Origin of the sequence: Afipia sp. Root123D2, assembly GCF_001425835.1 — a bacterium.
GTDB lineage: Bacteria > Pseudomonadota > Alphaproteobacteria > Rhizobiales > Xanthobacteraceae > Afipia.
Genome location: NZ_LMDP01000001.1, coordinates 1,422,796 through 1,437,754 on the forward strand (window position 1 = coordinate 1,422,796; position 14,959 = coordinate 1,437,754).

Sequence of the window (14,959 nt, forward strand, 5' to 3'; positions counted from 1 at the left end):
GGCATGGTTCACCACAGGGTCGCGCAATGGCGAGTCTACAGGTTCGCGCGCCGGTTCGGCTATGCGCGGATTTTGTGTCTGCCGCTGCTGGCGGGATTCGTGATGCTCCGCGTCATCGATCCGCTGCCGATCGAGGAGCTGCGCGTCAAGATCTTCGACGCTTATCAGGTTATTCAGCCGCGCAAGGCCGTCCAGCGGCCGGTTGTCATTGTCGACATCGATGAGAAAAGCCTGGCGAAGTATGGTCAATGGCCCTGGCCGCGCACCCGTGTTGCCGAGATGGTTCAGCAACTGACGGGACTCGGAGCCGCCGCAATCGCGTTCGATATCGTATTTGCCGAGCCGGACCGATTATCTCCCAGTCTTGTTGCCGATAGCTTCCATGACCTCGATGAGGAAACGCGGGCGAGGCTGAAAGCACTGCCGAGCAACGATCAGGTTCTCGCGGATGTTTTGCGGAAATCACCAGTTGTTCTCGGTGAGTCCGGACTTCCGGCGGCCGTCCCGCAACCTGCGCTCAATCTTCCGTTGACCGGCTTGGCTACACTGGGAGGCGATCCAAAACCCTATTTGCTCAGTTTTCCGGGGTTGCTGCGGAATGTACCGGTTCTGGAGGAAGCGTCTCCCGGCCGCGGCCTGTTCACGATCCGCACCGAGCGCGATGGTATTGTGCGCCGCGTGCCGATGATCATGCTGGCGCAAGACAAGCTGATGCCGTCGCTGACTTTCGAGATGCTGCGTATCGTCACCAAGGCTGACACCATTCTTGTCAAGCTGGACGAGGCCGGAATTAAAAGCGTCGCGGTACCGAGCTTCGAGGTCCCGACAGACCGCAACGGCCAGCTCTGGGTTTATTTCGCCAAGCATGACGCAAAACGCTACGTGTCCGCGGCCGATGTGCTGGAAGGCAAAGTCGGCAGGGACGCGATCTCGCAAAAGCTGGTTCTGATCGGGACCTCCGCGGTTGGTCTTCTCGACGTCAAAACCACGCCGCTCGATCCGGTGATGCCGGGCGTCGAGGTCCACGCCCAGGTTCTCGAAAGTGCCCTGACCCGTTCGGTGCTATCGCAGCCGAACTACGCGATCGGCGCGGAAATGCTGGCGGCCATTCTTTTCGGTCTCGCCATCATTTGGCTTGCGCCGATCCTTGGTCCGTTCACCTTGCTGGCGTTCGGTGCTGTCATCGTATGCCTTCTGATCGGCACGTCCTGGTACTTCTTCACCCAGCATTTGCTGCTGATCGATTTCACGTTTCCGCTGGTCGCGAGCACCGCAATCTATCTGACGCTTGTTTTCAGCAGCTATGTCCGGGAGCAGGCCCAGCGCCGCCGCATCCGGTCGGCATTCGGTCAATACCTCTCGCCGGCGCTGGTCGAACAGCTCGCGCAGTCGCCGGAGAAGCTCGTTCTCGGCGGTGAGGAGCGTGAGATGACCATCATGTTCAGCGATGTGCGTGGCTTCACCACGATCTCGGAGTCGTTCAAGAGCGATCCGCAAGGCCTGACGTCGCTGATGAATCGCTTCTTGACCCCGCTGACGAACGCCATTCTCGATCGCAAGGGCACCATCGACAAATACATGGGTGATGCCATCATGGCGTTCTGGAATGCGCCGCTGGACGATAAGACTCATCAGATTCACGCCTGCGAAGCGGCGCTCGACATGATCGACCGCATTGAACTATTGAACGTAGAGCGCGAACGCGAAGCACGGGAAGCCGGCAAGCCGTTTATTCCGATGCGCGTTGGCATCGGCATCAACACCGGCACCTGCGTGGTCGGCAATATGGGATCGAACCTGCGTTTCGACTATTCGGTCCTTGGTGACAGCGTCAATCTGGCATCTCGTCTCGAGGGGCAGTCGAAATCCTACGGGGTCCCGATTATTGCCGGATCAGGGACCGCGCTGGCCGCGAAAGACAAGTTTGCGATCCTCGAACTCGATTTTATCACGGTGAAGGGGAAGACCGAACCTGAGGTCATCTACGCCATAGCCGGGCGTGAAGATCTCGCCCAGTCCGGCGGTTTCCAGCGGCTTCGGAACCTCACCCTCGAGATGCTGTCCTGCTATCGCAGTCGGGATTGGGAGGGCGCGCTGGCTGCGATCGAGAAGGGGCGGATTGCTGACGAGGCCCATACCCTGAAGATGCTGTACGATCTGTATCAGGAACGGATACTGGCCTTTCAAAAAACTCCCCCACCGGATAACTGGAATGGGGTGTTTGCCCTGACGACGAAATGACCGGGGCGAAACGCCACACACGCGAAAAAGGCGCTGGGTCGTTGAGTCCTTGTGTCCGGCTAGCTAGGGTCGCTCCGGCTTGGCAAGTGATTTTCTTGCACGGCGTGGCCCTTGCGGATATGGCGAACGCCGGGGGCGCGTGCAAAGCTGTTGCCGATCAGGTGGTGATGGGCGTCCCGACGCGGATGTTTGATTGTCGATGACTTTGAATCCAATGTCCGTTCGATTCTGGGGCGTTCGGGGGAGCATTCCCTGTCCCGGCCCTGACACCGTTCGTTACGGTGGCAATACGTCCTGCGTTGAAGTTCGCTGCGGTGAGCATCTTCTCGTTTTCGATGCTGGCTCCGGGCTGCGCCTTCTTGGCAATGAGCTGGTGAGCGACCCGACAGTCGTGGACATGGATCTGTTTCTGAGCCATTGCCACATCGATCATATGATAGGGCTGCCGTTCTTTTCCCCGCTGTTCGACCATGATCATCGCGTTCGCATATGGGCCGGCACTCTGAAATCCTCGGGAGGGATAAGGGGAGCCATTGGTAAATTCATGAGTTTTCCGTTGTTTCCGATCGGCATCGAGGCGGCCAACGGCACGGTGGAATTTCACGATTTCGATGCCGGCCAGGTCCTGGCGCCACGTGAGGGCATCGTTGTACGTACGGCGCTCTTGAACCATCCCGGTGGCGCCACTGGCTATCGCGTTGAATATCAGGGCCGGGCGATTGCCTACATTACCGATACCGATCTCGGTTCGGCGTCAATCGATCCCGCGGTTCTGGCTTTGGCACGGGATGCCGCGCTGGTTATTGTCGATACGACTTACACCGACGACGAATTGCCGGAGCATGTCGGGTGGGGCCATTCAAGTTGGCAGCAGGCTGTGAGACTGGTGGAGACAGCGCAGGCAAAAACACTGTGCCTGTTTCACCACGATCCCGAGCATCTCGATCCGATGATGGATGAGATTGCAGCGGCCGCCGCCAAATCGCGGCCGGGGACCATTGTTGCCCGTGAGGGGCTGGTCGTTCAGATTTGAGCGGGCTTCGTCTTCTGGCCGCTTGGGCCGTCGTGGAGGCGTTCTCCGCTTCTGGTGTTTATTGAGATATAATGTCTCGTGCTTGCACGGATGCGAGGGTTTAACTTTTTCGTTACGGCGTAGTCGGTAACCAGGACTCTTTCTAAGGTCAGGTAGGCCCCCATGGATATGTCTGGATTGGCTTCGGGCGCCGGCGGCTTGCTCGCTTCGGCATTCGTCGTGGCCGGTTACACGATGCGAACGATGATACCGCTTCGTATATTCGGCATCCTGACCAATATCGTGTTGATCGTGTACGCATCGATGCACCACAATTATCCGATCGTGGTTCTTCACGTGATTCTGTTACCGCTCAACGCCTATCGGCTTCGCGAAATGCTCGTGCTGGTGCGGAGCGTCAAGCGATCGGTGAACAGCAACCTGTCGATGAGCTGGCTGAAGCCGTTCATGACCGAACGCAAATGCGAATCCGGTGAAGTGCTGTTTTACAAGCATGAGAAGGCTGAAGAGATGTTTTACATCGTCAGCGGCCGCTTTCATCTTGTCGAATCCGGGATCGAACTTCCAGTCGGAGCGATTGTCGGCGAGCTAGGCATGTTGTCGCCCGCCAACGAACGCACTCAGACGCTCGAGTGTCTTGAAGCTGGCGTGGTTCTCAGTATGACCTATCGCAAGGTCGAGGAGCTTTACGTTCAGAACCCCGAGTTTGGCTTTTATTTCCTCAGGCTGGTCAGCGCCCGGCTGTTTCAAAATCTTGGAAAGCTTGAAGCCCAATTGGCTCAAAGCAGCGCGGGGATCGCGACGCCGTGAAACTGCCGGTCCCGATACGGCTGCTGAAAGAGCGGTATTTCGGCGAGGCTGCGCGGAATCCGTGGGTCGCCCGTAATCGGCTGGCAAAATTGTCCGAGCAGCTTCCTCCGGCCGCCGTTCCGGTTGTCAGTGCGGCCGTCGATCTGTTGATGGATTATCAGGATCCTGACTATGCGTTGCTGTATCTCGACCGGGTCGGGCGCTACGTCGGTCCCGGTTGTCCGCTGGCAGACATACTCACCGAGATTTCACGTCTGATGGTAGACCGGATGATGTTCGAGGACCCCATCCGGAGTGCCCAGATTGCTCTCGATCGAGTCGTCAGCGCGAATGGAAATGCTCATTCCTCGGCTGCGGAGATGGTGCGAAAATTCACATCGAGCCAACTCGTGGCCATGTTACCGTCGAAGGCAGCGCGGCCGATCCTCAATGTGCTGACGCGGCTGGGATGGTCGGACGCAAGCATGTCCATGCACTTTGGCGGAAGCACTGGTGCCCGGTTGTGGTGGCTGAATGCCCTGGTGGCGATGCGGCGCGTTCGTCCCTATTCATATCGGTTTTCACGAGAGCGGGTATGGGTCGAGCGCTGGCTCCATATGATCGATCGAAGTCAGGTCAGGCAGCATGAAGCGGCATGGGAGGTCGTTGAAACCGCACGCCTCATAACAGGTACGGGGATTTCCTATCAGCGCGGGGTCGAGAACTGGAATGCCGTCATTGAAGGACTGGTGAAACCAGTTTGCGACGGCCGCCTGTCGGTCCCGGACTTTGCCGTGGCCGTACGGACGGCACGGCAGGCGGCCGAGCAACTGGAGGGTGATCGGCTGAAGCAGGTGATTGCCTCCCTGATCTCCGGCGGATCGGCCCCCGCAGCGGCTGCTCGATAGCGACTGCGTTGACCGTCGTTTTCCCTGTGGATGGCAGAAGACGTATCGGCCACTGCCATGGTGGCGCGGATACGAGGGCTAGGCTAAACTTTGCGCCCGATGTTGGTTGTTTCTTGAGAGATTCGCGGCGCGGACTGTGAACAGAGGATGTGAAATGGTCAGCCTATTTAGAATTGCTTTGTCATGTGCTTTGCCGGTTTGCGCGCTATTCCTGATCGGGACGATCGATAGCGCAAAGGCCGAAGACACTTTTCGGCTTAGCAACAACCAGCGAATTTCCTGCAGCCGCGGGCTGAGTGCAGGCAAGCTGCAGAATATCAAGTGCAAATCCTATGCCTATATTTTCAATACGAAGACATCCGAGTTTTACAGGTGCGAAGTGTCGGTTGCGGTCACACGCGACAACAAGGAAGTCCTGAAGATCGACACCGGCGGCGGCTGTGCGCTGAAAGCGCGCATCTTTCCCGAAGATTCCACCTATTCGTTCGATGCCAATGAGACTGAACCGCCTAACACCAATTCCTTCTTCGGGGCAGGCGGCACTGCGATCTGGGCCAGTGATTCCACCAAGCTCAAGGCGAGGGGGTGTATCGAGCTTGTTGTGGGCGTCGCGCCGGATGTCCTGAAATGCGTCGACATGACATTCGACACCAAGTGACTCGAGACCACAGCATCGTCGAAAACGCATGCCGGTCGGATGAACGCCAACCCGTTATCGGTCTGCTGCATTATTTGAAGTAGAGCAGGGCACCGATCGCGCAAACCAGAATTGCGGCTGCGATAGCCCAGGTCGAGACGCGAACGTCGCTGAAAAACTCGCGTTTGGCTTCATTCGCGGCGATTTGCTTGTCGCGCACTTTGTTCTGCTGCTCCTGATTGTTCACCGGTCGATCCCTCGCATCTACAGCCATCGTTCATAACGGTCGGGTTCTACGTCTGGATCTTATCAGATCACTTCATAGGCAAAGAAGACAGCTATCGCGGCAATGCTTACCAACCCGAGGGGGAATGTCTGGTCGGCAATGATCTCGCACCGTTGGCTGAACCTGACCGCATCCGCATGACGGATCGACAGGTAAGATGCGATCGCGCTCAGTAAAAACACGAGTGTTGCCAATGCCGCGTACTCATCAACGTGGCTCGGCCCGATACGAGTTTCAGCGATCTTCACCAGCCCGATCAGCGGCGGATACACCGATCATGGTGCCCGATGCCGGCAGGATGTGACTGGCAAGCCCCGATCGTTCCTGATGGCTCATTTGCGCAAACCCGATGAGATCAGGCGCTGGTCGAACTGGCAGCGCGCGTGGATGAAAAATCGTAATTCAACCAATTCATTAGGAGAGTTTGTTGGCGGAAGGGGTGTCCTGCAAGTCCTTTTGTTATCGTTGCAGAATTTCCGATTTTTCAATCTGACCCACAAGCTAACCCACGTTCCGCTTGGCAGACGTCGACGGGCGTTCGAATCAGTTAGCATCAAAGGCTTCTTGAGGACGAGGATTTGAATACCATGGCTAACGAACGCCTGATCATAAGCTCATTTACTTTCGATCCGACCAACCAGAGCGCAAACCTTAATATTTACAAGGAAGTACACACAGTTGGCGTTGTTCCAAGCTTGAATATCAACGTCCCGTTTGCCTTCGATCAAGCAGAAACGGTCGCTGAAGTCCAAAGACATGCGGCGACGGCCGTAATTAAGTTGCTTCGAGAGGTTATCGAAACCTTGGAGAAGCAGTGATGAAGCCGGACCAGCTGCTAGGAAAGCTGGCCACTCTTGAAAATCGTGTGGTCGGCCTTGAGACACACAACACAATATCGAACCCCAAGCTCGATCGTGTCGAAGATAAGAGCAACAGTTTGGCCGAGCGTATCGCAAAGCTCGAAGAGCGAGTGAATCATCTGCCGAGCAAGGAGATGATGGTTGCCATAGCCCTCGGTACCATCACTACGCTAACAGCAATATTCACTTTTTTAGAAAAGATTCGTCAGTTTTTTGGCACATCTCCTACGATCCATTAGATGTGCGGCCCGAAACATATTTTTAGCGTTATTCTCCAAAGTCGACCAGTTCGAGTGCCTTCGCCACGTCCGCCGGCGAAACGTCGCCAGTTTTAGCCATGGCGAGCGCCTGCGTGACGGTGAGCAGGGCGCGTGCCCGCCCGCCGACATCGTAGGCTTGCAGCGGCCGCATCACGTCCATGGTGACGGTGCCGCCGAGCTTGTCCGACGCTTCCTCGGCGACCAGTGTTGCGACCGGCTGCAATGTCCATTGAGCGAGGTGCCGCTGCGCTTCGCGCACCATCGGGCCGGTCGTCGCCGCATTGAACAGGCCGGGAAGAACACCGAACGCTGTCGCCACGGCGTCACGGGCCGCGTCCAGCGTTTCCTTGACCATAGAATGCTCGAGGTTCGGGGTTAGGTCGGCAGGCCGCCAGTCGCTTGCCGGGGCAGGGCCGCCCGCCGCCGTGACGGTGACGGACTCGCGCAGCATCACGCGGCCCCGTTGGCCACGGAATGAGCTGCCCAACTTGGTCATGTCCGTGTCCTGGCTTTCCGGGAACGGCACCACCTGCGAGCCGAGCGGCATGTTCTCGAACACCTCGGCCAGACTGGACTCGACCGCATTCAACATGCCGGCTGTCAGGCTGGCGCGCTTCAATGGCGCGGTGCCGTAATAGGGCGCTGCAGGGTCGCAGCCGATGCGAACATGCAGCACCTCGCCGGCGAGTGCCGTGGTGGTCATACCGCCACCAGCCTCCGGGATGCTCAAACGGTAAGCGGTCGGTCTGCCGTAGCGCGTGCGCAAGTCCCAATCGGAACAAGGCACCAGGGCATCGTCGTGAATCAGGAACACGGACTCGCCGCGCAGCGCCAGCGACCGGCCCATGAGGGCTAGCGTGGCGCGGTTCAGCAGATCGGTGCCGTCGACGTCGGCGAGCGCGAAGCCGCCTTCCCATAGAGACACGCAGGACTGCGCCGTGGCCGTCAGTTCGGCAATGCCACGCCGGCCCGAAATATAGGCTTCGCGCGCCGAGATAATTTCCGCCGTAAAGCTACTGCCGGAACTGCGCTTTTCCACCTTGGCGGTGCCACGCCGAAACAGATTCATAATTCGCATCGTCAAGCCTTCCTGTACGGGCGCAGCAGGTCAGCCGCGCCACTGTTCTGCAGCGCCGACGCCATCCAGCTTTCGGAACGGCTGCGCGCAATGGAAATGGATCCGGCCTCGATGCGCTCCGATCGAGCTCCGGGCGTGCCGGGCTTTGCGTTCAGATACGCCGCGAGCCGCTTCACCGCTTCCCACACCGCGGCGGGAACGGCCGGTGCGGGCGAGCCGCTGCCAACGGTCCCGGTGAAACGCCATGGGCCGGACGAGCGCAGCCAGTAGCCGCCGAGCGGCGACGCCGGGAGAACGGCGGTTTCCCATTCGCCAGCCCGCGACCAGATTTCGACCGTGGAAATGACCGCGGGCTTAAGCGGCGGTGTCCATTCCCCGCAGCCCTCGACAACCCATTCCACCGTTCGGGACGTGTAGCGGTGCGCGATGTACGGTTCGATCCGCTGCCAGGCGACATCGTTCACCGTCACCGCAGGCGACGTAGTCGGATAGGTGCTCGGGGCGGTTTCTGTCTGTTTGATTGTAATTGCCATGGTCACCTCCAGCGCAGCGCCGCAGGCATGGCGCGCTTGATCGTTGTGGACGGCGGCACAAGGATTCCGTTCTGATAGGTCCAGCCAGCCGCGAGTTTTTCGGCGTCAGTATCCGGCGGCACGAGCACACCATTTTCCCAGGTCCAGCCGGCGGCGATCTTTTCCGCATCGGTCAGCGGCTCGCTCATGCTGTCAGCGGTCACGCTGGCTTCCTTGTAGGCCGGGCGGGTCACGATCGAGAGTTCGAACAAGATCGCCTGGAAAATCGTGCGGATTACCGCGTTGTGCATCCCGCGGGCCGGGTCATGGCCTTCGTCAGTGAATGCTTCAGCCTTCGCCACGGCACGCGGCGGCGGGATGCGAAAGCCTGGCGAGATGCCTACCGAGAGGCCAGAGTCGATCTGCTTGAGAATGTCAGAGCCGTATGACGTGTCGGCGATCGCTTCGGAAATCTCCGCGTGCGCGCGATAGGTTGTGAGCGGCGCACCAGTCATCGATCGAAAATGATTTCATAGCTCTGACCTCGTAGATGTTGGGGAGGTCAGCCCTGCGCCGGTCAAATCAGACGACAGCATCACAAATGAACAACACACGCCCGAGAGCGGTGGGGTTGGCGCAGCTAGGCACTGACGAATGAACACTAACGCACACAGACCTAAACAACCACTAACCAGCAATGCGTACAATTATAAGTTGACACATTACTGGTTGCAGTAGTTCGACCACGCCAACAAAAGCGCCCGCCGTTTTTCAAGCGCAGTGCTGCGACGATATGCGGCTTCGGTATCGTCTTTCACAACGTGCGCAAGCGATGCCTCGGCAACTTCCCGCGCGAAGTCGGTGCAGTCGCCAGCCCAATCGCGAAAGGTAGAACGCATTCCATGTGTGGTTGCGGGTACCTTTGTATGTCGCTTGATGCAATTGGAAAGCGACACGTCGCTGACAGGCCGGAACGGCAATTGCGCACGGGCCAGTTCGGTCAGCGGCACTGTGTGCGGGCGCTCGGCTTTCATGCGGATGGCCGGAATGGTCCAAAGATCGTCCTTCACTTCGGCCGCTTGATCCATCTCGGCCGCCTCGCTGAAACGACAGACGGTCAGGATGATCCATCGCAACATGCGCGCCGCGTTCGACGTGTCAGCCGAAAGCGATTGCCAGAACTTCGGCATTTCCGCATAGGGCAGGGCGGGATGATGCTTTACGTCGGACTTGCGACGCCGCGCGAGCAACTGATCAAGATGACCGCGCCACAGGGCAGGGTTCTCGCCAGTCCGCAGCCCTTCGGCCTTGGCTGCGTTCAGGATCGCCTCGAGCCGCCCGCGGACGCGGCGCGCGGTTTCCTTCTTGGTCGTCCAGATCGGGCGCAGCACCTTTAGGACAGCTTCGGTGTCGACGGCGCCGACCGCCAGTTGGCCAATTATCGGGTAGGCGTAATCGCGCAGGCTGTTTCGCCACTGCTGGCGGTGGACGGCATTCTTCCACCCGGCCTCTTTGCCGGAAATGAACTGCTCCGCGTAGACCTTGAACGTCACCGAGCGGGATGCCTCGGCGCGAGCCGTCGCTCGCTGCATCATGCGCTGGTCGATCGGGTCGATGTCGCCACGGATCGCTGTGCGCGCATCCTGCGCCGCGTCTCGGGCTTGTGCCAGCGACACGTCATCGGCAGGGCCGAGTCCCATAAGGCGCTCCTTGCCGGTCGTCGGTGATGTGAAGCGCAGCACCCACGAGCGATTGCCATTGCGGTCGACGTCGAGCCGCAGCCCGCCGCCGTCCGTCAGCTTGTCGCCCGGCTTTGCATTCTTGACCTTGAGCGCGGTCAGATTCCCCATTTCATCCTCCAGAAGTGTCCGCCTAAACCCACGTCCCAACCCACGTCTGTCTCGTGGATTCCGATTTCCGGTCATGGAGATCGGAATACATCAGAACGAAAAAGCCCCTGCGTTTGCAAGGGCTTGTCTTTCAGAGATAGACATCGGTGAACGCTGATGGACAGCTTACTGGCGGAAGGGGTGGGATTCGAACCCACGGTACCCTTGCAGGCACGCCGGTTTTCAAGACCGGTGCCTTAAACCACTCGGCCACCCTTCCGTGAGCTTTCTCTTGGGGGAAGGCGGGCAGGATTGCAAGGGACGGCAGAGTCTGGCGGCGGCGCTGTCGCAACCTTTGGTTTACCACGAGGGCGTCGCTCCATTTCCGGCTCAGCGGCAATCGGTTATGGTATATAATAGATTGGGGATGTCGGTGGCGGATTCCGCGGCCGGCGATATCGACGGTAGTCCAGGGTCCATGGGGTCACGGAAATCAGAATCGAGCAGGCTGTTGGCCCGGGCGACGGTGATCGCCGGGGCCTGCCTGTTGCTGGCAAATTGCGGATCCGGCAAGTTCGCCAGCCGCGTCGATCCCAAATACGGCGTATCGTCGAGCCCGCGCGTGGTCGGCTTCGGTGAGGCCGTTCCGAAGGGTGGCGGGACCTACCGCGTCGGCAAGCCCTATACCGTCGCTGGGCGGACTTATGTCCCTGAGGAAGATACTCATTATCGCGCCGAGGGCATGGCCTCGTGGTACGGCGATGCATTCCATGGCCGCCTGACCGCGAATGGCGAGGTCTTTGACATGACGTCACTGACCGCGGCTCACCCGACGCTCCCGATGCCAAGCTATGTCCGCGTCACCAACCTGCGTAACGGCAAGTCCTTGGTCGTGAGGGTCAATGACCGCGGCCCTTATCATGGCAACCGGGTCATCGACGTTTCAAACCGCGCAGCCAAGCTGCTCGAGTTCCACAACAACGGTGTGGCGCGCGTCCGGGTCGAATATGTCGGCCGGGCGCCCTTGGAGGGCTCCGACGATCGTCAGCTGGTCGCAACGTTGCGCACCGGCGAGCCGGCCCCGGCACCGTCCGGCATCCGGGTCGCGTCCGCGGCACCATTCGTTCCTGAATTCCGTAGCTCCCACAGTGCGTTGCGCGGAGATGTTCCCGTTCCGGCAGAGCGACCCTTTTCGCTCGGAGCGAGGTCCGAAGACGCGGCATCTGTGACAGCCACGGAATTGTCGGCGAGAAGCGCTCGGCCCCATCAGGGCGGTCCCGGAATGGCGACTGCAAACGCCCGCGACAACGCGGCTGCGCCGGCCTATCAGCCCGTCGCGGCGTACGCGCCGGTGAGACGCAACGATATGGCCAACGTCCTTGGCGGCCGCGGTCTGTACTGACGGGTTCGGGCTGCAATCATCGCGACGGTGTTTTTGGCCTGAATCACTGCAAGTCATTGAATAAAACGGGGATTCTCGAGAGCGCTCGTTGTTCGGGATGGTTTCACCTGCTATGACGCCATTCTGGGAACGGAAGAATGGCAAGCGTCGTCGCGATACCCCGCACTCGTATTCAACGGGCCTTCCAATCTTGGCGGGCCGCGCTGGCAATTGTCGTGGCCGCCGCTATCGCCAGCGGTGCAGCGCTCGCGGCCAACCAAAGCGTGCAGGGCGCAAAGAAGGATGAGGGCGGGTTTGAGACCGAGGCTCCAACCGCCATTCTGATCGAAGCCAAGACCGGCAGCGTGCTATTCGAGAAAAATGCCGACCAATTGTTGCAGCCGTCGAGCATGATGAAGCTGATGACCGCCGAGGTCGTCTTCAATGCGCTCAAGAAGGGCACCATCAAACTCACCGACGAATACCCCGTCAGCGAGTATGCGTGGCGCAAGGGTGGTGCTCCCTCCGGCAGTTCGACGATGTTCGCAGCGCTCAACAGCCGCGTCAGCGTCGATGACCTGCTTCATGGTGCGGTGATCCAGAGCGGCAACGATTCCTGTATCATCCTTGCTGAGGGCATGGCCGGCAGCGAGCGAGACTTCGTCACCATGATGACGAAACGGGCGCGCGAGATCGGGCTGGCGCAATCGACTTTTGGCAATTCCAACGGCTTGCCCGATCCGGCCAACCAGATGTCCGTTCGCGAGTTGAGCAAGCTGGCGCGCCACATCATTCTGACCTATCCGGACTTCTACCAGTTGTTCGGTCAGCGCGAATTCACCTGGAACAAGATCCGGCAACAGAACCGCAATCCGCTTCTGGCCTCGATGGACGGGGCAGACGGGCTGAAGACCGGATACACCAAGGAGGGCGGCTACGGCCTGGTCGGCTCGGCGGTGCAAAAGGGGCTTCGTCTGGTCGTCGTCGTCAACGGGATGGAGGATTCAAAGGATCGGGCGAACGAATCGAAGCGATTGCTGGAGTGGGGGTTTCGTAACTTCGAGACACGCGTCTTGTTCGATGCGGGACAGACGGTAGGCTACGCCAAGGTTTTCGGCGGCGACAGCGGTTCGGTTAAACTCACCGCGTCCGAACCGATCAAGATCATGGTGCAGCGGAATGGTTCGGATAAACTGATCGCCCGCGTCGTTTATACCGGGCCGGTTCGCGCGCCGATCGAGAGTGGCCAACAAATCGGCGTCATCAAAGTTTGGCGGGGCGCCAATATCGCGCTGGAAGCTCCGCTTTATGCCGAAGAGCCGGTTGGCGTTGGTTCCCTGACGCAACGTGCGGTCGATGGAGTCAGCGAGTTGTTCATCGGCCTTCTGCGCGCTGGCGTGGAAAAACTCTGACCATGTCGAAAACCGCTTCCAACGTGGATTTGCCAGTCGGCCGGTTCATCACCTTTGAAGGCGGTGAGGGCGCGGGAAAATCAACCCAGATCGCGATACTGGCTGATCGGCTAAATGGCGCCAATCACCGGACCATTACCACGCGGGAGCCGGGGGGGTCGGCAGGCGCGGAAATCGTCCGTCATCTGGTTTTGTCCGGTATGGGCAAGTTTCTCGGCGCGGAGGCTGAAGCGCTCCTGTTCGCTGCGGCCCGTGACGATCATGTGCATCAGGTTATCGCACCGGCATTGCGACGCGGCATTTGGGTGCTGTGCGATCGCTTCACGGATTCAACCCGCGTCTACCAGGGCAAGCTTGGCAAGGTAGACCCGGCGCTTCTCAGGGCAATGGAACGCGTTACCATTGGTGAGTTGCGGCCGGATCTGACGCTGATCTTCGACGTGCCGGTCGCCATTGGCCTGCGCCGGGCGATCCTGCGCAGGGGCAAGACTGCCGCCGATCGTTTCGAACAGGAAAATATCGAGTTTCACGAGAAGCTTCGTGAGGCCTATCGACAGGTCGCGGTCGATGAGCCGGAGCGCTGCGTCCTGATCGACGCCAATGCCGATCAGGAAACGGTCGCGGCGCGCGTCTGGGCCGCCGTCAAGGATCGTCTGCTTTTGGCTGTAGATATCGGTGAGACGAGCGGCGCATGAGTATTCGCGAGTCAGAAGCGGAAATGGCGATTCCCGCGCCGCGCGAGACGGCTTCGTTCTACGGCCACGCAGAGGCCGAAGCGATGTTGCTGAATGCTTACCGCAGCGGCCGGATTCCCCATGCCTGGCTGATCGGCGGCGCCCAAGGTATCGGGAAGGCGACGCTGGCCTATCGCATGGCGCGTTTTGTGCTCGCGCATCCCGATCCGTCGGCACCCGATGTGCAGACAGCAGCTTCTTTGGCGCTCGATCCGGATCATCCGGTTGCGCGCCAGGTCACGGCAGGGTCCCACGGCGGACTGTTAACGCTTGAGCGGACCGTCAATGACAAGGGAGTGATGCGCTCGGTCATCACAGTCGATGAATCCCGGGAGACGATCTCGTTTTTCGGCTCGACCGCGGCGATCGCCGGCTGGCGCGTGTGCATTGTTGATACGGTCGATGAGTTGAACGCCAATTCTGCCAACGCACTGCTCAAGGTTCTTGAGGAGCCGCCGCAGCGCTCGCTGTTTCTCTTGGTCAGTCATTCGCCGGCGCGAGTTCTCGCCACGATCCAGTCGCGGTGCCGGAAACTGCTGTTACGGCCGCTGGGAGTGGAGGATGTTATTCGGGCCGCATCCGAGGCTGCGGGGCGCGATGACGGTGAACTGGCGCTGCGGGAAGCGGCCGAGGGGGCGGAGGGGAGTGTCGAACGCGCTCTGACATTGCTCGATAGCGACGCGCTCGGTCTTCATCATCGCACTGGCGCTCTGCTCGATACGCTGCCGCACGTCGATCCGCGTGCGCTTCATGCGCTCGGTGATGCGCTCGGGCTCAACGATCGCGTTGCTCTGCGAACCTTCGTCGATACGGTCGAGCGGTGGCTGACCGACCGGCTGAGGCAACCCGGCGCCGATCTGCCCCGCCTTGCGCGGCTGGCGGAGGTATGGGAGAAGATCAACCGCGCCGCCCGCGAGACTGAATCCTTCAATCTTGAGCGAAAACCTCTGGTTTTCTCGGTATTTGGATTGCTCGCGGATGCGATCCGCTGACGGTCCG

General features: G+C 59.7%; 17 protein-coding genes and 1 tRNA gene. 11 read left to right on the top strand and 7 right to left on the bottom strand.

Annotated features, from left to right (window positions below; all coding sequences use genetic code 11):
- Nucleotides 1-3: 3 nt before the first annotated feature.
- The 5 genes from ASC80_RS06980 to ASC80_RS07005 all read left to right on the top strand — a co-directional run bounded on the left by ASC80_RS06980 (nt 4) and on the right by ASC80_RS07005 (nt 5,629).
- Entirely contained in the window at nt 4-2,241 is a 2,238-nt protein-coding gene (locus ASC80_RS06980; protein WP_056294344.1) for a CHASE2 domain-containing protein, read from the top strand.
- A 214-nt stretch (nt 2,242-2,455) separates the two neighbouring features.
- Complete coding sequence (locus ASC80_RS06990) at nt 2,456-3,274, top strand: MBL fold metallo-hydrolase (RefSeq protein WP_244487197.1); 819 nt, start codon at nt 2,456-2,458, stop codon at nt 3,272-3,274.
- 162 nt (nt 3,275-3,436) lie between these two features.
- Nucleotides 3,437-4,084, top strand: a complete 648-nt coding sequence (locus ASC80_RS06995) for a Crp/Fnr family transcriptional regulator (protein WP_056294347.1) — start codon at nt 3,437-3,439, stop codon at nt 4,082-4,084.
- Between the two features lie 89 nt (nt 4,085-4,173).
- A complete protein-coding gene (locus ASC80_RS07000) occupies nt 4,174-4,971 on the top strand; it encodes a DUF6537 domain-containing protein (RefSeq protein WP_200941152.1) in 798 nt (265 codons plus the stop codon).
- A 154-nt stretch (nt 4,972-5,125) separates the two neighbouring features.
- A complete protein-coding gene (locus ASC80_RS07005) occupies nt 5,126-5,629 on the top strand; it encodes a hypothetical protein (RefSeq protein WP_056294352.1) in 504 nt (167 codons plus the stop codon).
- A gap of 70 nt (nt 5,630-5,699) precedes the next feature.
- Here ASC80_RS07005 and ASC80_RS24140 read toward each other — a convergent pair whose 3' ends face one another.
- Both ASC80_RS24140 and ASC80_RS07010 read right to left on the bottom strand, forming a co-directional pair.
- Complete coding sequence (locus ASC80_RS24140; RefSeq protein ID WP_200941153.1) at nt 5,700-5,855, bottom strand: hypothetical protein; 156 nt, start codon at nt 5,853-5,855, stop codon at nt 5,700-5,702.
- 62 nt (nt 5,856-5,917) lie between these two features.
- Nucleotides 5,918-6,166 carry a hypothetical protein gene (locus tag ASC80_RS07010; protein WP_349509649.1) on the bottom strand — a complete coding sequence of 83 codons (249 nt, stop codon included), beginning with the start codon at nt 6,164-6,166 and terminating at the stop codon, nt 5,918-5,920.
- 315 nt (nt 6,167-6,481) lie between these two features.
- Between ASC80_RS07010 and ASC80_RS07015 the strand changes: the two genes are divergently transcribed.
- Together ASC80_RS07015 and ASC80_RS07020 are read left to right on the top strand one after the other, a co-directional pair.
- Nucleotides 6,482-6,712 carry a hypothetical protein gene (locus tag ASC80_RS07015; RefSeq protein WP_056294353.1) on the top strand — a complete coding sequence of 77 codons (231 nt, stop codon included), beginning with the start codon at nt 6,482-6,484 and terminating at the stop codon, nt 6,710-6,712.
- Complete coding sequence (locus ASC80_RS07020) at nt 6,712-6,993, top strand: hypothetical protein (protein ID WP_056294356.1); 282 nt, start codon at nt 6,712-6,714, stop codon at nt 6,991-6,993. Before ASC80_RS07015 ends, ASC80_RS07020 begins: the two co-directional genes overlap by 1 nt.
- Before the next feature lie 28 nt (nt 6,994-7,021).
- Here ASC80_RS07020 and ASC80_RS07025 read toward each other — a convergent pair whose 3' ends face one another.
- From ASC80_RS07025 to ASC80_RS07045, 5 genes are all read right to left on the bottom strand, one after another.
- Nucleotides 7,022-8,092, bottom strand: coding sequence for a phage portal protein (locus ASC80_RS07025; protein ID WP_056294358.1), 1,071 nt, complete (start codon nt 8,090-8,092; stop codon nt 7,022-7,024).
- Between the two features lie 2 nt (nt 8,093-8,094).
- The gene (locus ASC80_RS07030; protein WP_156464295.1) at nt 8,095-8,625 is read right to left on the bottom strand and encodes a hypothetical protein; all 531 of its coding nucleotides are present in this window, start codon (nt 8,623-8,625) and stop codon (nt 8,095-8,097) included.
- A 2-nt stretch (nt 8,626-8,627) separates the two neighbouring features.
- Nucleotides 8,628-9,119, bottom strand: coding sequence for an HK97 family phage prohead protease (locus ASC80_RS07035; protein ID WP_056294360.1), 492 nt, complete (start codon nt 9,117-9,119; stop codon nt 8,628-8,630).
- 207 nt (nt 9,120-9,326) lie between these two features.
- The gene (locus ASC80_RS07040) at nt 9,327-10,454 is read right to left on the bottom strand and encodes a tyrosine-type recombinase/integrase (protein WP_082512427.1); all 1,128 of its coding nucleotides are present in this window, start codon (nt 10,452-10,454) and stop codon (nt 9,327-9,329) included.
- Nucleotides 10,455-10,623: 169 nt separating this feature from the next.
- A tRNA-Ser gene (locus tag ASC80_RS07045) sits at nt 10,624-10,713 on the bottom strand.
- Nucleotides 10,714-10,911: 198 nt separating this feature from the next.
- Between ASC80_RS07045 and ASC80_RS07050 the strand changes: the two genes are divergently transcribed.
- From ASC80_RS07050 to ASC80_RS07065, 4 genes are all read left to right on the top strand, one after another.
- On the top strand, nt 10,912-11,835 hold the full coding sequence (locus ASC80_RS07050; RefSeq protein WP_056295722.1) for a septal ring lytic transglycosylase RlpA family protein: 924 nt from the start codon (nt 10,912-10,914) through the stop codon (nt 11,833-11,835).
- 137 nt (nt 11,836-11,972) lie between these two features.
- Nucleotides 11,973-13,226, top strand: a complete 1,254-nt coding sequence (locus ASC80_RS07055; RefSeq protein WP_056294361.1) for a D-alanyl-D-alanine carboxypeptidase family protein — start codon at nt 11,973-11,975, stop codon at nt 13,224-13,226.
- Between the two features lie 2 nt (nt 13,227-13,228).
- Nucleotides 13,229-13,921 carry a dTMP kinase gene (gene tmk / locus ASC80_RS07060; RefSeq protein WP_056294364.1) on the top strand — a complete coding sequence of 231 codons (693 nt, stop codon included), beginning with the start codon at nt 13,229-13,231 and terminating at the stop codon, nt 13,919-13,921.
- Nucleotides 13,918-14,952, top strand: a complete 1,035-nt coding sequence (locus tag ASC80_RS07065; RefSeq protein WP_056294366.1) for a DNA polymerase III subunit delta' — start codon at nt 13,918-13,920, stop codon at nt 14,950-14,952. The genes tmk and ASC80_RS07065 overlap by 4 nt, the downstream gene beginning before the upstream one ends.
- The last annotated feature ends 7 nt before the right edge of the window (nt 14,953-14,959 follow it).